The sequence below is a fragment of the Barnesiella sp. ET7 genome, assembly GCF_024733785.1.
In the GTDB taxonomy this organism is placed as follows: Bacteria; Bacteroidota; Bacteroidia; order Bacteroidales; family Barnesiellaceae; genus Barnesiella; species Barnesiella merdigallinarum.
This window is the reverse complement of record NZ_JANRHM010000003.1, coordinates 96,719-118,029: the sequence shown is the minus strand read 5'-3', so window position 1 is coordinate 118,029 and position 21,311 is coordinate 96,719. Positions and strand designations below refer to the sequence as shown.

14 protein-coding genes are annotated in these 21,311 nt (G+C 56.4%); 11 read left to right on the top strand and 3 right to left on the bottom strand.

Features of this window, described 5'->3' with window-relative positions:
* Window positions 1–42: 42 nt before the first annotated feature.
* Entirely contained in the window at window positions 43–414 is a 372-nt protein-coding gene (locus NW211_RS02970; RefSeq protein WP_258326862.1) for a hypothetical protein, read from the bottom strand.
* Between the two features lie 329 nt (window positions 415–743).
* Between NW211_RS02970 and NW211_RS02965 the strand changes: the two genes are divergently transcribed.
* On the top strand, window positions 744–2,240 hold the full coding sequence (locus tag NW211_RS02965; protein ID WP_258326861.1) for a glycoside hydrolase family 10 protein: 1,497 nt from the start codon (window positions 744–746) through the stop codon (window positions 2,238–2,240).
* Between the two features lie 108 nt (window positions 2,241–2,348).
* Here NW211_RS02965 and NW211_RS02960 read toward each other — a convergent pair whose 3' ends face one another.
* Window positions 2,349–4,229, bottom strand: a complete 1,881-nt coding sequence (locus NW211_RS02960) for an AAA family ATPase (RefSeq protein WP_258326860.1) — start codon at window positions 4,227–4,229, stop codon at window positions 2,349–2,351.
* A 593-nt stretch (window positions 4,230–4,822) separates the two neighbouring features.
* Here NW211_RS02960 and folK point away from each other — a divergent pair.
* Both folK and metK read left to right on the top strand, forming a co-directional pair.
* The gene (gene folK, locus NW211_RS02955; RefSeq protein WP_087407959.1) at window positions 4,823–5,299 is read left to right on the top strand and encodes a 2-amino-4-hydroxy-6-hydroxymethyldihydropteridine diphosphokinase; all 477 of its coding nucleotides are present in this window, start codon (window positions 4,823–4,825) and stop codon (window positions 5,297–5,299) included.
* A gap of 293 nt (window positions 5,300–5,592) precedes the next feature.
* Window positions 5,593–6,915 (top strand): methionine adenosyltransferase, encoded by a 1,323-nt coding sequence (gene metK / locus NW211_RS02950; RefSeq protein ID WP_258326859.1) that lies wholly within the window; start codon window positions 5,593–5,595, stop codon window positions 6,913–6,915.
* 140 nt (window positions 6,916–7,055) lie between these two features.
* On the opposite strand, the gene NW211_RS02945 is transcribed toward metK, so the two are convergent.
* Window positions 7,056–7,886, bottom strand: a complete 831-nt coding sequence (locus NW211_RS02945; protein ID WP_087407962.1) for a phospholipase A — start codon at window positions 7,884–7,886, stop codon at window positions 7,056–7,058.
* A gap of 334 nt (window positions 7,887–8,220) precedes the next feature.
* Between NW211_RS02945 and NW211_RS02940 the strand changes: the two genes are divergently transcribed.
* The 8 genes from NW211_RS02940 (at window position 8,221) to NW211_RS02905 (ending at window position 21,305) form a co-directional block, all read left to right on the top strand.
* The gene (locus NW211_RS02940; protein WP_258326857.1) at window positions 8,221–9,291 is read left to right on the top strand and encodes a DUF4369 domain-containing protein; all 1,071 of its coding nucleotides are present in this window, start codon (window positions 8,221–8,223) and stop codon (window positions 9,289–9,291) included.
* 33 nt (window positions 9,292–9,324) lie between these two features.
* Window positions 9,325–10,866 carry a YifB family Mg chelatase-like AAA ATPase gene (locus NW211_RS02935; RefSeq protein ID WP_258326856.1) on the top strand — a complete coding sequence of 514 codons (1,542 nt, stop codon included), beginning with the start codon at window positions 9,325–9,327 and terminating at the stop codon, window positions 10,864–10,866.
* A 176-nt stretch (window positions 10,867–11,042) separates the two neighbouring features.
* Window positions 11,043–11,513, top strand: coding sequence for a T9SS type A sorting domain-containing protein (locus NW211_RS02930; RefSeq protein ID WP_258326855.1), 471 nt, complete (start codon window positions 11,043–11,045; stop codon window positions 11,511–11,513).
* A gap of 59 nt (window positions 11,514–11,572) precedes the next feature.
* Window positions 11,573–12,979 carry a CotH kinase family protein gene (locus tag NW211_RS02925; protein WP_258326854.1) on the top strand — a complete coding sequence of 469 codons (1,407 nt, stop codon included), beginning with the start codon at window positions 11,573–11,575 and terminating at the stop codon, window positions 12,977–12,979.
* Window positions 12,980–13,127: 148 nt separating this feature from the next.
* Window positions 13,128–14,249 carry an acyltransferase family protein gene (locus NW211_RS02920; protein ID WP_258326853.1) on the top strand — a complete coding sequence of 374 codons (1,122 nt, stop codon included), beginning with the start codon at window positions 13,128–13,130 and terminating at the stop codon, window positions 14,247–14,249.
* A gap of 184 nt (window positions 14,250–14,433) precedes the next feature.
* A complete protein-coding gene (mutS, locus tag NW211_RS02915; protein ID WP_375379569.1) occupies window positions 14,434–17,019 on the top strand; it encodes a DNA mismatch repair protein MutS in 2,586 nt (861 codons plus the stop codon).
* Window positions 17,020–17,031: 12 nt separating this feature from the next.
* A complete protein-coding gene (locus NW211_RS02910; RefSeq protein ID WP_258326926.1) occupies window positions 17,032–18,288 on the top strand; it encodes a peptidase U32 family protein in 1,257 nt (418 codons plus the stop codon).
* 2 nt (window positions 18,289–18,290) lie between these two features.
* Window positions 18,291–21,305, top strand: a complete 3,015-nt coding sequence (locus NW211_RS02905) for a tetratricopeptide repeat protein (RefSeq protein WP_258326851.1) — start codon at window positions 18,291–18,293, stop codon at window positions 21,303–21,305.
* The last annotated feature ends 6 nt before the right edge of the window (window positions 21,306–21,311 follow it).

Below are 21,311 nucleotides of genomic sequence, written 5' to 3'. Positions count from 1 at the left end.
CTCTCGACACAGCCCTCGATTAGTCGTATTCGATCTATCGAATTATTTCTTGGCATTCTCCTGTTTGCAGCAGGGCGTGTTGGCTTTTTTGCAGTTGGTTTTGCAAGGAGCTTGTTTGCCACAGTTGCTGTTTTGTTTGCAGTTGGCGTTCTGTTTGCAGCAGTTGGCATTCGACTGGCATTTTTTCTGGCAGTTTGCCTTGCACTCTTTGCCGGTGCAGTTGGTGCACTTGCCCGCTTGGCAATTCCCTTTACACTCTTTGCATTTGCAATCGGTGCATTTGCACTCTTTCTTATTGCATTCCTTTTTGCAGCACTCGGTTTTCGCTTTGTTGTCGGTCGTGTTTTGAGCAACAGCCGGTAAAGCGATGATCGAGGCGGCGGCAATACAGGCCATAATAAGTAATTTCTTCATAGGTCTTGTGTATTTTAGTGAGATTACGTTGCAAATATAATACGAAGTCGTTGTGACTCAAATACAACGATTCTTATTTTTTCGAAAAAGCAGGCACAAGGTTTGTAAAAGGTGTAAAATCGTACTGATTCTTATCTGTACCGTACGCTCTTCACGGACTTTTCGACTTGCTGCCTGCGTCCTCTTTGCCCCTGTTGTGGACGAAGACAGGCTGCGCCTCTTTGGCTCCGTTGGGACCCGAAGACAGGCTGCGCCTCGGCAAAGCACAAATAAATTTGTTTTTGCTCTCGGCTTGCATTATCTTTGGCACAAAAACAAAATTCAAGACAATGAAACTTAAAATTTATTTATCGCTACTGCTGCTCGTTTGCCTCGGAGGCAGCCTGGTACGGGCCGACGAGCACCCGAAACGGGAGTTCCGTGGAGCGTGGATTCATACGGTGGGGCAGAGCCGTTACCGCGATATGGACCGGGATTCCATGCAGCGCTATTTCAATGAGATGTTGGACAGTCTCCAGCACATCGGTATCAATGCGGTGATTTTTCAGGTGCGCCCTACGGCCGACGCCTTCTATCCCTCGCAGTTGGAGCCGTGGAGCAAATATCTCACGGGGCAGCAAGGGGTGGCTCCCAACCCTATGTGGGACCCGCTGCAATATCTGATTGACCAGTGCCATGCCCGCAATATGGAGTTGCACGCCTGGCTCAATCCCTACCGGGTGGGGACGGTCGGAGCCGAGCCGCTGGCACCGTCGCACATCTATTACAAGCATCCCGAGTGGTTCGTCCAATATGGTAAACAGCTCTATTTCGACCCGGGATTGCCCGAGTGCCGCGAGTTTATCGGCCGGGTGGTCGACGATATTGTGACTCGCTACGATGTCGATGCCATCCACATGGACGACTATTTCTATCCCTATCCTATTGCCGGCAGCGAGTTCCCCGACGATAACAGCTACGCCCGCTATGGTAACGGTATGGAGCGGGGTGACTGGCGTCGCGAGAATGTGAACCTGCTCATCAAGGAGTTGAGCGGGATTATCAAGACGCGCAAACCCTGGGTGCGCTTCGGTATCAGCCCCTTCGGTATCTACCGTAACCAGAAGAGCGACCCCGACGGCAGTGCGACCAACGGCTTGCAGAACTACGACCAGCTCTATGCCGATGTGTTGCTGTGGACCCGTAACGGTTGGGTGGACTACATGTTGCCGCAACTCTATTGGGAGATCGGCCACAAGGCGGCTTGTGTCGAGACGCTTATCTATTGGTGGAACAACCATGCCAACGGCCGGCACCTCTATATCGGGCAGGATGTGGTGCGCACCATGAATGCTACCGACGTGAATCCCATCTACACACAGTTGAACCACAAGATGCAGTTGAGCCGCTACCTCGACCACGTGGGGGGCAACTGTTTCTGGCCGGGCTACTCGTTGCTCGAGAATTACAAGGGTATAGCCGACGACTTGCGCAACTACTACCACGCCGTACCTGCCCTTATCCCGGCTTATACCTTTATCGACAGCAAGGCTCCGGCCGAGGTGAAGGGGCTCAAGGCCAAGTGGACCCCCGACGGTTACGAGCTGCAATGGAAACGCAAGGAGACCAAAGACGAGATGCAGAAACAGATTTACTTCTGTGTCTATCGTTTTACCCCGAGCGAGAAGATTAACCTCTACGATACCTCTCATCTGGTGACGGTGACCCGCGATACCCGCTGCCTGCTCCCCTATAAACGGGGTACTCGCGAGTATGTCTATGTGGTGACGGCTGTAGACCGCATGCACAACGAGAGCGACGGCAAGAGCAAGAAAGTGAAATTGTAACCGGTCTTGTCGAGACCGAACGAATTTGGCGGCGTTGGCTGCCGAGGAGGCCACCCCCGGTTGAGGGGCGGCCTCCTCTTGTTTTTTAATGTTGGGTTTTCGGGACGGTCAGGCTCTGAATCCGACACGTACCGGCTGAGGAACTCTCAAGTCGGGGCGAAGGGCCAGTCGCGCTTCGGCTTCGTCGATGTCGGTCGCCTCTACGGTGCTGAGCAGCACCCGGTCGGTACGGTCGTGGCCGGGAATGGACATGATGCGGCGAGCCATGCTTTTGACAATGCCCTGTTCTATCAGGTTGTGCACCCAGCGGCCGTTCCCGAAGTGGGCGTCGCGGTGAGCGGTAGCTCGGGCAATCGCCGCCCGTAGCCGCTGTTCGGAAGCAGGGGTCAGTACAAATCCCCGATCTTGCAGCGTCTGGCAGGCAATGGCGTAGAGTTCGTCGTTGGTATAGTCTTCGAAATAGAATTTCAGGGGGAAGCGATCCTTCAATCCCGGGTTCGACTGGAGCAGAGTCTGCATCTTCTCTTCATAGCCGGCCAGAATCACAATCAGGTCGGGGTCGGGTTCCGACAGGATGGGGAGCAGGGCGTGAATCACCTCCTTGCCGAAGTCGTTCGACTCCTTGCTGCGGCCCACCAGCGTGTAGGCCTCGTCGATAAAGAGCACCCCGCCCCGGGCCTGCTCCAGCACCTCCTTCATGCGGTTCTCGGTGTGACCTATGTATTCGCCCACCAGGTCGGTGCGGCAGGTCTCTACCGTGTGCCCCTTCGAGAGCACTCCCATTTGATGATACAGTTCGCCTACCAGACGGGCCACCGTAGTCTTCCCGGTCCCCGGGTTGCCATAGAACAGCATGTGGTGACGATTCTCTTCGTGGGGGTCGAGGCCAAGTTCGCGGCGCTCCCGGGCAAACCGGGCCGCCAGGCAGGCATCCTGCATGTCGGCCTTCAGTTGAGAGAGGCCAATGAGTCTTTCCAGTTTCTGAGTGGCATTGCACGAGGTGTCGGTCGTTTCGGGGCAGGGCTGTCTGAGGTCGCAGACGCCGGCCTCCTCGGGCAGCGGCAATTCTGTCTCCTCGTCGTCGTTCCATATCGAGTTGTCCGGCATCTCCGACAGAGCAAAGGTCGTATGCTCGTCGAAGAGGTCGGCCAGAGCCGGGATATACTGCAACAGCAAGTCGATGTTCTTTTCCGAGCCGTGGAACACGAAGGGCAGGGCATCGGCACTCTTGAGCCAGTCGCTCAGCAAGTCGAGCATGTTTTCGTTACAGGTGCTGGTGCCCATGCGATCGACCTGCACCACGACCGTCTTTTTGTCGTCGAGGTTGTCTCGCAACAGCGACCAGCTCAAGCGGCCCGATAGCAGGTCGTTGAGGGCAAACCGGCAACAGGCCTTCGGATGGCTGTCGGTGAGGCTGGCCGCCAGAATGCTGGTGGCAAAAGCAGCCGCCTGCGCCTCGTCGCCCGATACCACCCAGTGCCGCTTCGGGGAGGGAGCGGAGGTGTACCAGAGCAGACTGTCGATGAGTTTGCGAATGGCTGTGGGCGAGATCGACCCCTGAGCCAATCGGCTCCACCACGGTTGGAGGCACAGGTGGCCGACGAAGAAGAGCGCTTCGGGGTGGTCGGCAGCCTCTTCGAGGGCGATGTTTTCCCACTTGTCATAGTCGCTGAACAGCGCAAACGAGGCGTAGCCCCGCAGGAGTCCGTTGCAATAGAGAAACAGGTGGCAGCAATCTTCGAGCCAATAGGAGCTGGAGGCCAGTTGGAAACGTATCTTGCGGGGTGCCTTTCGGCCGTTGGGTTTTTGCCACACGTCGGCACCCAGCAGTTGATAACGGGTAGAGTAGATGCGAATCGACACCTCTTGCACCGGGTCGGGCAGAGTGTCGGTCGAGAGTTCGGCAATCAGCAGATTGATAGCATATTCGGGTCCCTCGAGCGAATCGTCGAGCGAACGCATGATTCGTAAAGTCAGAGGATTATTCATAACAACAAATGATTTTAAGGTGAAAAAATGAGAAAAAGAATTGTGCGCTGCCCTCTTCGCCTCACGCGAAAACGACAACTGAACCACGCTCGTTTCCCAGGACGAAACGAACGTAACTTTTCCGATTACGTCAAAGAACGCAACAAATCCGCTCCCTGCGAGTGCGGGTACAATCTTGTCGGGTTCATGCCCTACGGCGCGAACCAGACTCGAAAGCTTGTTGCGTGATACATCTCTTTGACAATCATTTGTTGTATATGATCAAAATTTACAGTCTGCCGCCTGCAGTGGCGAGACTGTGCAGAGGCAAAGGTAGTGAATGGAGTGAGAGCCTGCAAGCAAAATCGGAAAATTTTTTTGGTACAACCCTCTATCTTTTATAAAGATAGCTGTGCACGGGTAGGTGTATAAGGTGTCAGTAGGTGGGGCAATGTTCTGTTGTTTATGGAGGTGTCATGGTCGATACATCGGACAACGTCCCGACAGTTGTCGCTCTCTCGGATATGTTCAAAATCATCAAAAATTTAAACCAAAGATTTTTGCAAAAAAGCCCCTTTTTGCTATCTTAGTAGCGCAAAAAAGAGATAAATATCATGGCGAAGCGAGTATACTTGGGCTTAGGCTCGAACCTGGGGAATAAGGAGCAAATCATCAGGAAAGCCATCGACCGGATTGGCAAGCGGGTAGGCACGGTTGTAGCCGTGTCGTCGTTCTACAAGACAGAGCCGTGGGGGTACCAGTCGGTACATACCTTTTGCAATGCGGCCATGGCTGTCGATACCGATTTGCTGCCCGAGGAGGTGCTCTCGACCGTACAGGCCATCGAGCGAGAGTTGGGGAGCAAGGACCACCGGCGGAGCGACGGCAGTTATGCCGACCGGCTTATCGACATCGACCTGCTCGACTACGACGGCCAGGTGCTCGACACCTATGCGCTGGTGCTTCCTCACCCCTACATGCACAAGCGCACCTTTGTGATGGAGCCTCTCGCCGAGATTGCCCCGCAGTGGATGCACCCCGTTCTGGGCAAGACGGCTGCCGAGATACTGGCCGGCCTGGAGGGGCGGTAACATCCAGGGAGAGAATGCCGTATTTGCTGCGGTAGCTGTCGTGGCAAATTGAAAATTCGTTGCGAAAAGAGCGATAAAATTTGGTATTGCTCGCGGCATATATTATCTTTGCCGCGCAATTACAAAAAACTGTGGAAGGATTTGGCTGCTTGCAACCACGAAAAAAAATGCTAAAACTGCGTTACGGGGTCTCGCCGAGGCCCGTCCGGCTTTATCAAAATCAGTTTACTTTCGTGGGCTTTGCAGTCGTTCTTCCTTGAAAAAGAAGTATTTACTATTTATTCAAGAGAGAAATGAACTATTTGTTTACCTCGGAATCGGTGTCGGAAGGACACCCCGATAAAGTGGCCGATCAGATTTCGGACGCTTTGCTTGACGAGTTCCTGGCCTATGACCCGAACTCGAAAGTTGCTTGCGAAACCCTTGTGACGACCGGGCAGGTCGTTTTGGCGGGCGAGGTTAAATCGAATGCTTATGTCGATTTGATGGAGGTGACCCGTCGGGTAATTCACCGGATTGGATATAATAAGAGCTCGTACAAATTCGATGCCGACTCGTGCGGCATCTTCTCGGCCATTCACGAACAGTCGGCCGACATCAACCGGGGCGTGGAGCGTGCCGATGCCATGGAGCAGGGTGCCGGCGACCAGGGCATGATGTTTGGTTATGCCTGCAACGAGACAGACAACTACATGCCTCTCTCGCTCGATTTGTCGCACCTATTGCTCGTCGAGCTGGCTGCGATTCGCCGCGAGGCTTCGGCCATGACCTATCTGCGCAAGGGGCGGGTGACGTCGTATCTGCGTCCCGACTCGAAGTCGCAGGTGACTATTGAATACAACGAGAAGAACGAGCCGGTGCGCGTGCACACCATCGTCATCTCGACCCAGCACGACGAGTTCGTGACGCCGGTCGATGGCTCGAAAGAGGCACAGGATGCTGCCGACCGCGAGATGTTGCAGACCATTTATAACGATGTGAAGACGGTGCTTTTGCCCCGCGTGATAGCCCAGTTGCCCGAGCGGGTACGGGCTCTCTTCGACGACCAGCTGGTGTTGCTGGTGAACCCCACGGGCAAGTTTGTCATCGGCGGGCCTCACGGCGATACCGGTCTCACGGGTCGCAAGATCATTGTCGACACCTATGGCGGCAAGGGTGGTCACGGCGGTGGCGCCTTCTCGGGCAAAGACCCTTCGAAGGTAGACCGTTCGGCAGCCTATGCCGCCCGGCACATTGCCAAGAACCTGGTGGCTGCTGGTGTATCCGACGAGATTCTGGTGCAGGTATCCTACGCCATCGGGGTGGCCGAGCCGGTAAGTATCTATGTGAATACCTACGGCAAATCGCATGTGCCGATGAGTGATGCCGAGATTGCCCGTCGCGTGGGCGAGATATTCGACATGCGTCCCCGGGCTATCGAGGAGCGGTTGAAGCTGCGTAACCCCATCTATGAGGAGACCGCGGCTTATGGCCACATGGGTCGCAAACCGCAGACGGTGGTCAAGACCTTCACGTCGCACTACAACACCGAGCCGGTGGTGCGCGAGGTAGAGCTCTTCACCTGGGAGAAACTCGACTATGTGGATGTAGTGAAGAAAGCCTTCAATCTCGACTGACCGATAGACCGGTCGAAACGGAACCATACGAAGGGTGTGCCTGCGATTTTCGAACGGGTGCACCCTTCGCTCGTTTTCGACAGGGGTAATTCGGCGAGGCTGTTGGGGGATGCCTTTAGTATTTTATCGGGAAAGAGAGATTAGAAGTTGCTGAAATTCTGGGGTTTGATGACGAACCCGATACGCAGCCGGGAGTGGAACTTGTTGTAGTCGAGCAGTCCCTCGCCGTAGCCGTTGTAATATTGCAGGAAGAGATACTGGTTCTCGTTGGGGAAGAGGCGGGCACTCAACTCGACGACGGTGTTGAAGTTGAAGTTCCAGCCGCTGCGTTTGGTGAGGATGATGGAGGCTCCGAATCGGCGGTTGTCGCTCAGGTAGCTGCCGGCCAGTTGGAAGATGCCGCAATACTTGAGTATGTCGCGGTTGTTGCCGCTGTCGATAATGGGTATCCAGGTTTTGAATTGCAGCTCTACGTTGTGATCGACGGCAAGTGCACCCATAAGCGAAATTTTGTTCCAGCTGCGAGACCAGATACTGTCTTTTCCGTTCGACTCATGCTCGACGAGGAGCGTGACCTGTCCGATGAAGCGGTCGTGGTAGATGACCGGGTGCGTGAGGCCTATGCCCGGATTGAAGTTGAGGTCATACATGGGGAGCGACTCTTGGAATACGTTCCAAAAAGCCTTTTGCGTGTAGGTGATAAAGAGGTAGGTATCGAAGGGCAGCTTGCTCTTGGTGAGTCGCTGGCTGATACTCAACTGAAATTTTACATCCGAATTTTGTCCGGTGGGTCTCCCGCCCAGAGTAGAACCCACGATGAAATAGTTGTCTTTGAAAAGCGAGAAGTAGGGGCGCTTGTCCAGCTCTTCGCGTACGCTGTCGGGATTGTACTTGGGTACATTGTTGCGTATCTGGGCATTGGCGACGACTGCCAGAAGGAGCAAGGGGAGGAGAATGGCAAAACGTTTCATAGACAAGGTATAAGATATTTTGCAAATATATAGAAAGTCGGGAGTATAAAAATAAGCTCGCTTGATTTTTATACCAAAAGGTGTATCCTGTATTCTACCAAAAGGGAAAAGGATTAACCGCTACAAGTGAAAACCGCGTTTTCACATGGTGTTGCGTCGTACCTCCTTTTGGAGGTGCAAATATAGGCTAACTTCTCGGAGATATATAGTCAAAAAGGTCGTTCTTTTTTGTCGTTTTTTCCAGAAAGTTCGGGCTCGGTCGAGGGTTTTGACCGATAAAGTTTGGCTTCTCCCGCAAATCGAGTACATTTGCAAGAAAAGAAAAAGGTTTTACATGAGCAAGATAGGAGCAATATTGTGTGTGGGGGTGCTGCTGTTGAGCGGTTGTGGAGGCAAAAGTCACGAGTTTTCGGTCGAGGGGACCCTCAACAACCTGGGCGGTCGGCCTGTCTATGCGGTTTACAGCACCGAGAGCGGTATCGTGGTCGATACCCTGCGTCCGCAAAACGGATATATCGCCTTTAAAAATTCGTCGGCCGAGCTTATTCCCATTCAGTTTTATTATTTCGACAAGACTCCGTTTACCCAGATTTATGTGCAGAACGGCGACCGCATCGAGCTTTCGGGCGACGGGCAAGACCCCTTCGGCCTGAAGGTGAAGGGCAGTTCTCTGAACAAAGAGCTGCTCAAGTTCAACCAGGAGAACAAGGAGCTGTTGCAAACCTGGCTGGCCGAGCGTAACGCCTCGGCTTCGGGTTCGCGCACCCCTCGGTACGAACAGTTGTGCCGGGAGCTGCAGGGGGTGGTGGCCGACTATGTGGGCAAGCATCGCGACTCGCCCGTGAGCGCCATCCTGTTGAGCAACTATCTGCTGGGCGAGGCCGATCAGGCCCGTTGCGATTCGCTCATTGCCCTGCTCGACCCCGGGGTGCTGGCCGGTGGGGCCGGAGTTCCGTTGGTGCGCTATCGGGAGTTTGAGAATACGTTGAAAGCCGATTCGGTATTGCCCTACCTCTCGCTGGTCACGGTGGCCGATACCTCGTGGATAATCGATGCCCAGGAGGCCCGGGCCACGCTGCTCTGTTTCTGGGCAGCCGAGACGGCCGGGACCCGCGGCTACGAAACTTTCCTGGGCGATATGGCCGCCCGCTACGATACCGCCGTGCAGGTGATAGATGTGTCGCTCGACCGCGACAGTGCCGTATGGCGCCGGACGGTATCCCCCGACACCGTGCAGTGGACCCGGTTGTGGGCCAAGGGGGGCTACCTCTATGCCGGGGTGAAGTGGCTCGACATACACCGCCTGCCCTATCTGTTGGTAGCCGATTCGACGGGCCGGGTGGTGGCACGAGGTCTGTCGCCCGACTCGACCCAGGCCTGCATCGACCGGATGATTAAACCCTAATCGGGTGTATATAACCTGCTTAAATCTATTACTATGTTGGTGAAAGTTTTCGGAGCAGCCGTGCAGGGCATCGACGCCCTGGTCGTCACCATCGAGGTGAACTGCTCGCAGGGGATTCGATTTCTCATGGTGGGGCTGCCCGATGCGGCAGTCAAGGAGAGCCACGAACGCATTGTCTCGGCCGTAGAGCACAACGGCTATAAATTTCCACGTCGACAAGTCATTGTGAACATGTCGCCTGCCGACATCCGCAAGGAGGGGGCCTCTTACGACCTGCCCCTGGCCATCGGCATCCTGGCCGGCGACGGCAAGGTGAAGAGCGACCGCCTGGGCGACTACATGCTCATGGGCGAACTCTCGCTCGACGGTTCCATTCTCCCCATCAAGGGAGCTCTGCCTATCGCCATCAAGGCCCGCGAGGAGGGATTCAAGGGGTTGATTATCCCCAAGGCCAATGTGCGCGAAGCGGCCGTGGTGAACAACCTCGAGGTCTACGGGGTGGAGAACCTCACCGAGGTGATCCGTTTCTTCGATGGAGAGGTGGAGTTGGAACCGACCGTCATCGACACCCGGGCCGAATTTTTCAAGGAGTGCACCCGTTTCGACCTCGACTTCAGCGACGTGAAGGGACAGGAGAGCGTGAAGCGCGCCTTCGAGGTAGCTGCTGCAGGCGGGCACAACATCATACTCATAGGACCTCCGGGGGCCGGCAAGTCGATGATGGCCAAGCGGTTGCCGTCGATACTCCCGCCGCTTACCCTGCAAGAGGCCCTCGAGACCACCAAGATACACTCGGTAGCCGGCCGTATGGAGCGGGGTAGTTCACTGCTGTCGCAACGTCCCTTCCGGGCACCGCACCACACCATTTCGTCGGTAGCGCTGGTCGGTGGCGGTGCCTATCCCCAGCCGGGCGAAATCTCGCTGGCCCACAACGGGGTGCTCTTTCTCGACGAGTTGCCCGAGTTTTCGCGTCAGGTACTCGAGGTGATGCGCCAACCGCTCGAAGACCGCAAAATCACCATCGCCCGGGCCAAATATTCGATTGAATATCCGGCCAGTGTGATGCTGGTAGCCTCGATGAACCCCTGCCCTTGCGGCTATTACAACCACCCCGACAAGGAGTGCATCTGCAACCCGGGGGCCATACAGCGTTATTTGGGAAAAATATCGGGTCCGCTGCTCGACCGCATCGACATACAGGTAGAGATTGTGCCCGTACCCTTCGAAAAAATATCGGATACCCGTCCGGCCGAGTCGAGCGAAGCGATACGTCGGCGTGTTGTGGCCGCCCGGGAGGTTCAGGCCGCCCGCTTTGCCGAGTATCCCGGCATCTACTGCAACGCCCAGATGACTCCCCGACTGCTGAACCGCTATGCCGCACCCGATGCCGCCGGGCTCAAACGGCTGAAGGATGCCATGGAGCGATTCCACCTCTCGGCCCGAGCCTACGATCGTATCTTGAAGGTAGCTCGCACCATTGCCGACCTCGACGGATGCGAGACGGTGCAGGTGCAGCACATCAACGAGGCGGTGAACTACCGCAACCTCGACCGCGAGAACTGGGGCGACCGTTGAGTAAAGGGCGTTTTTTTCGCCGGCGAAGCAGATAACCGGGATAGGGATAAAGACAATTTAAGAAAAATATCTATTTTTGCCGCGAAAAGGAGACCTTGATGTCCTTCGCGGGAAGATGATGCAATTGAGAATCCTTAAACTGATAACTGAAAAATATAACCATCATAACATTAGCAATGAAGAAAATAGGCTTGTTGGGCATATTCTTATGCCTGAATTTTATGCTGTACTCCGATACCTTGAAAAAGGTAGTCGATGTGGAGTACAAGGACAACACGGTGGTGAGCGTGGTGCTCTCTCCCGATTTGACGATGCGGTTTGCCGACGATGCCCTCGTTTTTGAGAGCGAAGAGTCCGACAACAGTTTTGCCCTGGCCGATATTTCGGGCTTTCGCTATACCAAGCGGGCTATTTCGGGTATTCAGGAGGTCACGGCCGAGACCTTTGTCGTGACAGCCGAGTCGTTGCAGATAACCGGGTTGCCTGCCGGGACTACGGTGCAGGTATACGACCTGAACGGCCGTCTGGTGGCCGACGAGCAGGTCGACGGCGAGTTCCGCCTGGCGTTCGACCGGTTGCCCGGCGGGGCCTATGTGGTCCGCTACGGCCAGGTATCGCGCAAGATTATCGTCGCCCCACGGGGATAATCCTCCCGGTAGAGAGTTATAAACAAGAGTATCCATACCAGTAGTTCAAATAGAAAAACATGAAAAAACTATTCCTCCTTCTCCTGTTGCTGCCGCTTTGGGTATACGGCCAACAGGCTCACCCCTGGCTTCACATATACCACAACGATGTCGATTTCAATTCGGTAAAGGCTACGGAGATTACCGAGATGACACATCGCCTCTCCGATAGCGACGATTCGCTCGACAGTCTCATTGTCAACACGAAAGAGAACCGCTTGTCGGTAGCTCTCTCCGATATAGACCGCTGTGCCGTGGGCACGAATGTTCCCACCGTGTACATCACGATACCCGACTATCCCAACTTGAGCGAACTCTATGACAAGGAGCTCTACCTCGATGCCATGATCAGTATCGACGGCAACGGTGTAGTCGACGATCTGGAACCTACGGCCGTCTCGATCAAGGGGCGGGGCAACAGTACCTGGAACTATGTGAAGAAACCCTATCGGTTGAAATTCGACAAGAAGATCGCCATTTGCGGTCTGGCCAAGGCCAAGAGCTACGCCTTGATTGCCAACTACATCGACTGTACGCTCATGCGGAATGCCATCGCCTTGAAGATAGGCCAGTTGCTCGAGATGCCCTATACCAACCATTGCCAGCCGATACGGGTCTATTTCAACGGTATCTTCAAGGGGGCATACTTCATCACCGAGAAGATTGGCATCACGGGGGCGAGTGTCGATATCGACGAAGAGACTGGCATCTTGTTTGAGATGGATACCAACTTTGACGAGGACTACAAGTTCTGGTCGCGCTACTACAACCTGCCCATGATGGTGAAAGATCCCGACCTGAGCGAAATTGCCGAGTTGAAGGGGGTGACCCCCGAGTCGCTGTTGACCACCTGGGGCGATGATTTTACCGAGTTTGAGCGCAAGGTTTTTATGGGCGAGGATCTCTCAACCAGCCTCGATATGGAGTCGCTTGTCAACTACCTGATAGTCTATAACGTGTGCGGCAATCGCGAGCCCGTGTGGCCCAAGAGCGTCTATCTCTACAAGGCCAGTGCCCAAGATGTCTATCACTTTGGTCCCATTTGGGATTTTGACTGGGGCTTTACCTACAACGACGGGGTGGAGAACCAGGTGACCGACAAACTGTTGCTGGAGATGTTCGACTATCCGCAATACGGTGGTCCGTTCCTGATGCAAATCAGCAAGACCCCCGAGTTCAGAGCTCTCTATAAAGAGAAATTCGACCATTTCAAGACCGAGCTGTATCCCTTACTGCTGGAATACATGGACGAGTATGCCGACCAGATAGAGCCCTCGGCTATTGAGAATGGAGTGGTGTGGCCTGTTGAGCCGGGTCGGACCGAGGGGTCGTTTAATTTCAGGGAGAACCTCGACAAGTTGAAAGAGTGGATCCAAAATCGCATCGACTTTATCTCGGGCCACGAAAACTACGGGCTGTATAACTGATAGCGAACGGATAACGGGTATCCCGTTGTGATATGGAGCGGAGGGGAGAGACCACTGTTGGGGTCGACCTTCCGCTTTGTTTTTTTGCCCTGTTCGGTTGGATAAATCGGTGGCGTTGTCTGTATACCATATAAAAAAGAGTAGGAATATGGACACGAAGAGAGAAGAACGATTGTTGTCGTTGGATACCTTGCGGGGATTCGACATGCTGTTTATCATGGGGTTTGCCTCGTGGGTGGTCGCTTTGAACCGATGTTGCCCGACCGAGGTTGGAGAATGGCTTGCGGGGCAGATGTCGCATACGGTCTGGGATGGTTTTACACAGCACGACCTGATTTTCCCCCTCTTCCTCTTTATTGCGGGCATCTCTTTCCCGTTTTCGCTCGCCAAGCAGCGCAGCCGAGGGGTGCCCGACCGCCGCATCGGCCTGCGAGTATTGCGACGGGGGGTGACCCTCGTGGTGTTGGGCATGGTCTATAACGGCCTGTTGCAGTTCGATTTTGCCGATTTGCGGGTGGCCAGTGTACTGGGGCGTATCGGGGTGGCCTGGATGGTCGGGGCCTGGATTTACATGCGGTTGTCGAAGCGGTTGCAGTATCTATTCGTCGCATTGATTCTACTCGGCTACTGGTTGTTGCTGGCTTTTGTTCCTGCGCCCGATGCTCCGGGAGCCTCGCCCTTTTCGCCCGAAGGCAATCTGGCGGGATACATAGACCGCTGTCTGTTGCCGGGACGGTTGAACGATGGCAGTTTCGACCCCGAGGGATTGTTGAGTACCCTGCCTGCCATAGTAACGGCCCTGTTGGGTATGTATGCCGGCGAGATGGTCCGTTCTGCCCGCTTGGGAAGCGGAGCCCGTAAGAGCCTGTGGCTGGCGGGGACAGGTGCAGGGCTTGTCGCCGTGGGGTGGGTGTGGAATCAATGGTTCCCTATCAATAAAACCTTGTGGAGCAGTTCGTTTACCTGTTTTGCCGGAGGGCTCTCGTTTCTGTTGTTTGCCCTCTTTTATTATGTAATCGATGTGCGGGGCAGGCGGTCGTGGACCCTCTTCTTCCGGGTGATAGGTCTCAACTCCATCACCATCTATCTGGCCCAGCCGATGATAGGATTCTCGCATCTGAATCGTTTCCTGTTCGGCGGGCTGGCTTGCTGGGCAGGCGAATATGCCGGAGAGCCGGCGGGTGAGTTGCTCCTTCGTACGGGGTATGTGGTCTGTTGCTGGGTCTTCCTCTATTTTCTGTATCGCAAACAGATATTTTTGAAGGTATAGCGGTGCGCCGGGAGCTCCCGGCTGCACCGTTGTCGGGTTTCCGGGAGGGAATAAAACGGCGTTTACATTTTTTTTATTTCGCAAATTCGGCCGAAATCGCTACCTTTGTTTCTCTTAAACAGGATAGAAAACAAGAAGATAAAAGAAATAGATTGTGGCCAAGGAAATAGTTGAAACTCCGCTTATGAAGCAGTACATCGAGATGAAAGCCCTGCATCCCGATGCCATATTGCTGTTCAGGGTGGGAGATTTCTATGAGACCTTTTCGGACGATGCCATCGTGGCATCTGAGATTCTGGGAATTACGCTTACCCGTCGGGCAAACGGTGCCGCGCAATATGTCGAGCTGGCGGGCTTCCCGCATCATGCCCTCGACACCTATCTGCCCAAACTGGTGCGGGCCGGCAAGCGGGTGGCTATCTGCGAACAGCTGGAAGACCCCAAGCTGGCCAAGAAGCTGGTGAAGCGGGGTATCACCGAGCTGGTGACCCCGGGTGTGTCGATCAACGACAATATACTGGACCATAAAGAGAATAACTTCCTGGCCGGCGTTCACTTCGGGAAAAACAACAAGGTGGGCGTGGCTTTCCTCGACATCTCGACCGGCGAGTTTCTGGCTGCCGAGGGCGATTACGACTATGTAGACAAACTGCTGGGCAACTTCGCCCCCAAGGAGGTGCTGTTCGAGCGCACCAAGCGTAAACTCTTCGAAGAGCATTTCGGCAGCCGCTTCTTCACCTTCGAACTCGACGACTGGGTCTATACCGAAGATGCTGCCAAAGACCGCCTGCTGCGCCACTTCGAGACCAAGAACCTCAAGGGATTCGGCGTGCACAACATGCCTTGTGCCATCATTGCGGCCGGGTCGCTGCTTCACTACCTCGACATTACCCAACATACCCATATTTCGCACATCACCTCGCTCTCCCGCATCGAGGAGGAGCGCTATGTGCGCCTCGACAAGTTTACGGTGCGCAGCCTCGAACTGCTCGCCCCCATGAACGAGGGGGGCAAGAGTCTGCTCGACGTCATCGACCGCACCGTCACCCCCATGGGTGCCCGCATGCTCAGGCGGTGGATTATCTTCCCCCTGAAGGATGTGAAGCCTATCGAAGACCGGTTGAATGGCGTGGAGTTCTTCTTCCGCCACCCCGAAGCTCGCGAGGTTATCGACCCGCAGCTCGACACCATCGGCGACATGGAGCGGCTCATCTCGAAGGTGGCCGTGGGGCGTATCTCGCCCCGCGAGGTGGTGCAGCTCAAGGTGGCCCTGCAGGCCATCGAGCCCATCAAGGCGGTGTGCGAGCAGAGCGACGAGCCGGTGCTGCAACGCATAGGCGAGCAACTCAACTGCTGCGCGAGCATACGCGACCGCATCGAGCGGGAGATTGTGCCCGATGCGCCCAACGTCTCCAACCGCGGCGGCATCATCCGCAAGGGGGTGAATGCCGAACTCGACGACCTGCGCGAGATTTCTACCTCGGGCAAGGATTATCTGCTGCATGTGCAGCAGCGCGAGAGCGACCGCACGGGTATCCCCAGCCTCAAGGTGGGCTACAACAACGTGTTCGGTTACTACATCGAGGTGCGCAATACCCACAAGGACAAGGTGCCGGCCGACTGGGTGCGCAAGCAGACCCTGGTGAATGCCGAGCGATACATCACCCAGGAGCTGAAGGAGTATGAAGAGAAGATACTCGGGGCCGAGGAGAAGATACTCTCGCTGGAGGCCCAGCTGTTCAACGACCTGATTCTGGCCCTCACCGAGTTCATCCCGGCCATCCAGCTCGACTCGAATCTGATAGCCCGGCTCGACTGCCTGCTGTCGTTTGTGAAGTCGGCCGTCGAGAACCGCTATATCCGCCCCGAGATTAACGATTCGCTCACCATCGACATCAAGGAGGGGCGCCACCCGGTCATCGAGAAGCAGATGCCCCCGGGCGAGAGCTACGTTAGCAACAGCGTGGAGCTCGACAACGACAAGCAGCAGATTATGATGATTACCGGTCCCAACATGGCCGGTAAATCGGCCTTGTTGCGGCAGACGGCCCTCATTGTGCTGATGGCGCAGATAGGCAGTTTCGTCCCCGCCGAGGCGGCCAGCATAGGCATTGTCGACAAGATATTCACTCGCGTGGGAGCTTCGGACAACATCTCGCTGGGCGAGTCGACCTTCATGGTCGAGATGACCGAGGCGGCCGACATCCTCAACAACCTGTCGGAGCGCAGCCTCGTGCTCTTCGACGAGTTGGGGCGCGGCACCAGTACCTACGACGGTATCTCCATCGCCTGGGCCATCGTCGAGCACATACACGAGCATCCCAAGGCGCGGGCCAAGACGCTCTTTGCCACCCACTACCACGAGCTCAACGAGATGGAGCGCACCTACAAGCGCATTGTCAACTACAACGTCTCGGTCAAGGAGATTGACAACAAGGTGATATTCCTGCGCAAACTGGTGCGGGGCGGCAGCGAACACAGCTTCGGTATCCACGTGGCCAAGCTGGCCGGCATGCCCCAGAGCATCGTCAAGCGGGCTAACCAGATCTTGAAACAGCTCGAGGACGAGAACCGGCAGACGGGGCTGGCCAAACCTACGGCCGAGATTGCCTCGTCGCGCGGTGGCGTGCAGCTGAGTTTCTTCCAGCTCGACGACCCCGTGCTCTCGCAGGTGCGCGACGAGATTCTGCGGGCCGACATCAACAACCTCACGCCGGTCGAGGCCCTGAACAAACTGAATGAGATAAAAAAGATAATCACCGGGAAATAACAGTGATTCATGATGAAGAGAAGCGATTTTGAAATTATGGCACCTGTGGGTTCGTACGACTCGCTGGCTGCCGCCATACAGGGAGGGGCCGACTCGATCTACTTCGGTATCGAGGGGCTGAACATGCGCTCCCGTTCGTCCAACAACTTTACCATCGACGACCTGCACGAGATTGTGCGCATCTGCAACGAGCACGGCATCAAGAGCTACCTCACGGTCAATACCGTCATCTACGACGAAGACATCGCCCTGCTGCACCGTATCGTCGATGCGGCCAAGGAGGCGGGCCTCACGGCCATTATCGCCAGCGACGTGGCCGCCATGACCTATGCCCGCGAGGTGGGGGTCGAGGTGCATCTGTCGACCCAGCTGAATATCTCGAACACCGAGGCGCTGCGCTTCTATGCCCGCTTTGCCGACGTGGTGGTGCTGGCCCGCGAGTTGAATCTGGAGCAGGTCACCCGCATTCACGAGGCCATCGAGCGCGACCACATCGTGGGGCCGGGCGGCGAGCCGGTACGTATCGAGATGTTCTGCCACGGGGCCTTGTGCATGGCCGTTTCGGGCAAGTGCTACCTGAGCCTGCACGAGATGAATGCCTCGGCCAACCGGGGAGCCTGCATGCAGATTTGCCGCCGCTCCTACGAGGTGAGAGACAAGGAGACCGGCAATGAACTCGAGGTGGACAACGCCTATATCATGTCGCCGAAAGATTTGAAAACCATACACTTCCTCAATAAACTCATCGATGCCGGCGTGCGGGTGTTCAAAATCGAGGGGCGTGCCCGCGGTCCCGAATATGTGCGTACCGTCGTCTCGTGTTACAACGAGGCCATCGATGCCTGTCTGGCCGGCGACTTCACCGACGAGAAGATTGCCGACTGGGACCAGCGGCTGGCCACGGTATTCAACCGCGGTTTCTGGAACGGTTATTACCTGGGGCAGCGGTTGGGCGAGTGGACCCACAACTACGGGTCGGCGGCCACCAAGCGCAAGGTCTACATAGGCAAGGGGGTGAAATACTTCTCCAACCTGGGGGTGGCCGAGTTTCTGCTCGAGAGCGGGTCGCTGAGCGTAGGCGACGAGGTGGTCATCACCGGGCCCACGACCGGAGCCCTCTTCCGCAAGGTCGAGGAGATACGGGTCGACCTGAAACCGGTCGAGACCGCCGTAAAGGGCGACCGCTTCTCGATGCGGGTCGACGAGAAGATACGTCCGTCGGACAAATTGTATAAATGGGTAGATAGTTCGGAACTTAAATCGAAATAGTTATGTTCAGGAAACGAGCGATTGCAGCAATCTTGGGAATGGCCTGTGTGGGACAGCTCGCGGCCACGAAACAGGGCGTGCCGGCCTACGACGATTACAAGGCTTTGATAAACAGGGGTATCTCTCTCTTCGAAGAGAAGAACTACGTGGGTTGCTCCGATGTGATGCAGGAGGCGCGCCAGGGCGACCTGCCGCGCGAGTTGCGCGAGACGGCCGACTGGTATATCGCGCTGGCCGAGGCCCGCAACCATTCGCCGCAAACGGTAAGTCTGCTGACGGCTTTCCTGCGCGAATACCCCGAGTCGTCGCACACTCTGCAGGCGCGGTTGGCTCTGGCCGACTATTATTACGACCGGCAGGAGTATGCCCGGGCCTTGAAGGCCTACCGCTCGATCAACGTGAGTCTGCTCACCGGCGACGAGGAGGACCGCTGGGGTTACCGCACCGCCTGTTCGCTGTTGAAGACCGGCGAGCCCGCGTCGGCCAAACCGCTCTTTCAGATTCTCATCGGGAAAGATAAATTCAAAACCGGCTCTACCTTCTATCTGGCCTATATCCAGATGAACGAGGGCGACGACCGGGCGGCATTGAGCAACTTTGCCAAGGTCTCGGGCGATGCCCGATACGGCTATTCGGCCCGGCTGCACATGCTGCAAATCTACTTCAAGCAGAAGCGTTTTGCCCAGGTGTTGAGCGAGGGTAAGGAGTTGCTCTTGCACACCACGACCGATGCCGATGCCTATACCGAGTTGCTTCGTCTGTTGGGCGAGAGTACTTACCACGAAGGCAACGACACCTTGGCCGCCGACTACCTCGAGCGCTATCTGCAACGCACTGGCCAGCCGCAACGCTCGGCCCTCTATGCGATGGGTGTGATGGCCTATCGTCAGGGCGACGATGTGCGGGCCATCAACTATCTGGGCCAGGTGACTGTCACCGACGATGCCCTGTCGCAAAATGCCTACCTCTACATCGGGCAGGCTTACCTGCGGGCCGGCGACAAGAACAACGCCCGCATGGCCTTCGAGATGGCCTCGCAGGGCAACTACGACACTCAGGTGCGCGAGACGGCTCTCTACAACTACGCCCTCTGTCTCTACGACCGGTCGGCCTCGCCCTTCGACAATTCGGTGGGGGTGTTCGAGCGTTTCCTCAACGAGTTCCCCGAGTCGCGCTATGCCGACCGCATCAACGACTACCTGGTCGAGGTCTACATGACTACCCGCAACTACCGGTCGGCCCTGGCTTCAATCGAGAAGATACAGCGGCCCGACAGCAAGATATTGGCCGTCAAGCAGCGCATCCTGTTCCAACTGGGTACCGAGGCGTTTGCCAATACCCGCATCGAGGAGGCCCGGCAGCTTTTCACCCAGGCTATCGGTGTGGGCAACTACGATGCCGACATCCGCGCCAAGGCTTCGTTCTGGCTCGCCGAGTGCCTGTATCGTCAGGAGCAATACGGTGCCGCGGCCCGCAACTACTCGGCATTCCTCTCGGCCTGCAAGGACAAGCGCAGCGAGATGTATGCCCTGGCCTGGTACGACTGGGCCTATTGCCAGTTCAAGCAACATAACTTCGCGCAGGCGCTCGACGGCTTCTCGCGCTACCTCTCGGCACAGACGGGGGCCGACAAGCGCATGGTGGCCGATGCCTATGCCCGCACCGGCGACTGCTACTACTATGCCCGTCGCTATGCCGATGCCGAGCAATATTACGCACAGGCGCAGCAGACCTATCCGGCCGGCGGCGATTACGCCCTCTTCCAGAAGGCATTCATGGCCGGGTTGCAGAAAAATCAGGAGCGTAAAATCGAACTGCTCGACCAGCTCATCGCCCAGTATCCCCGCTCGGGTTATCTGGCCAATGCCTGGTTCGAAAAGGGACAAGCCTATACGATACTCAACCGCAACAACGAGGCCATAGCCAGCTACCGCCAGCTGATGGACAACTATCCCCAGAGCGCGATAGCCCGCAAGGGCGGCCTGCAGCTGGGCATGGTCTACTTCAACAACGGCCAGACCGACGAGTCGGTAGCCGCCTACCAGCAGGTAATCGAGCGCTATCCTACCAGCGAAGAGGCCCGTGTGGCCGTGGCCGACCTCAAGTCGGTCTATGTCGAGAAGGATGCCGTCGATGCCTATGCCACCTACCTCAACCGCGTGGGGCTGGCCGAACAGGCACCCGTGGGCGAACTCGACTCGCTCTCCTACATGGCTGCCGAGCGCACCTACATGACGGGCAAGGGGGCGGCCTCGCTCGAGAAATATCTGCGCAACTACCCGGGTGGGGCCTTTGTGGTGCCGGCCCACTTCTATGTGGCACAGGCTGCCTTTGCCGCCAAGGAGTATGACAAGGCCCTCGCCTCGTTCGACTATGTGGTGACCCACAGTCCCGACGGCGAGTTTGGCGAGGAGTCGTTGGCCCGTAAGTGCGAAATCCTCTATCTGAATGGCCGTTACGACGAGGCTCTCGAAGGCTTCAAGGCCCTTGAGAAGAAGGCCACGACGGCCGAGAACAAGCAGGCGGCCTGGCTGGGCATGCTGCGCATAGCCCGCAACAAGCAGCAGTACGACCTGGTACTCGCTGCCGCCGAAGGTCTGCTGGGCGAGAGCAAGCTGTCGCCCGACCTGCGGCAGGAGGTGCTCTTTGCCCGGGCCGATGCCTGTGCCCACAGCGGGCAGGGCGAGAAGGCTGCCGCCGACTGGCAGGAACTGGCCCAGGATACGCGGTCGGAGTATGGTGCACAGAGTGCCTACCTGCTGGCCCAATATCAGTTCGACAACAAAGCCCTCAACAATGCCGAGAAGACCCTGAACGCCTTTATCGACAAGGGCACCCCGCACAGCTACTGGCTGGCCCGGGGCTTCCTGCTCATGGCCGACATCTACGAGAAGCGGGGCGAGACCTTCCAGGCCCGGCAGTATCTGCAGAGCCTGCGCAACAACTATCCGGCGAGCGACGACGATATAAGTGCCCGTATCGACGAGCGGCTGGCCCGATTGGGAAAAACGGAGTAGAACGAT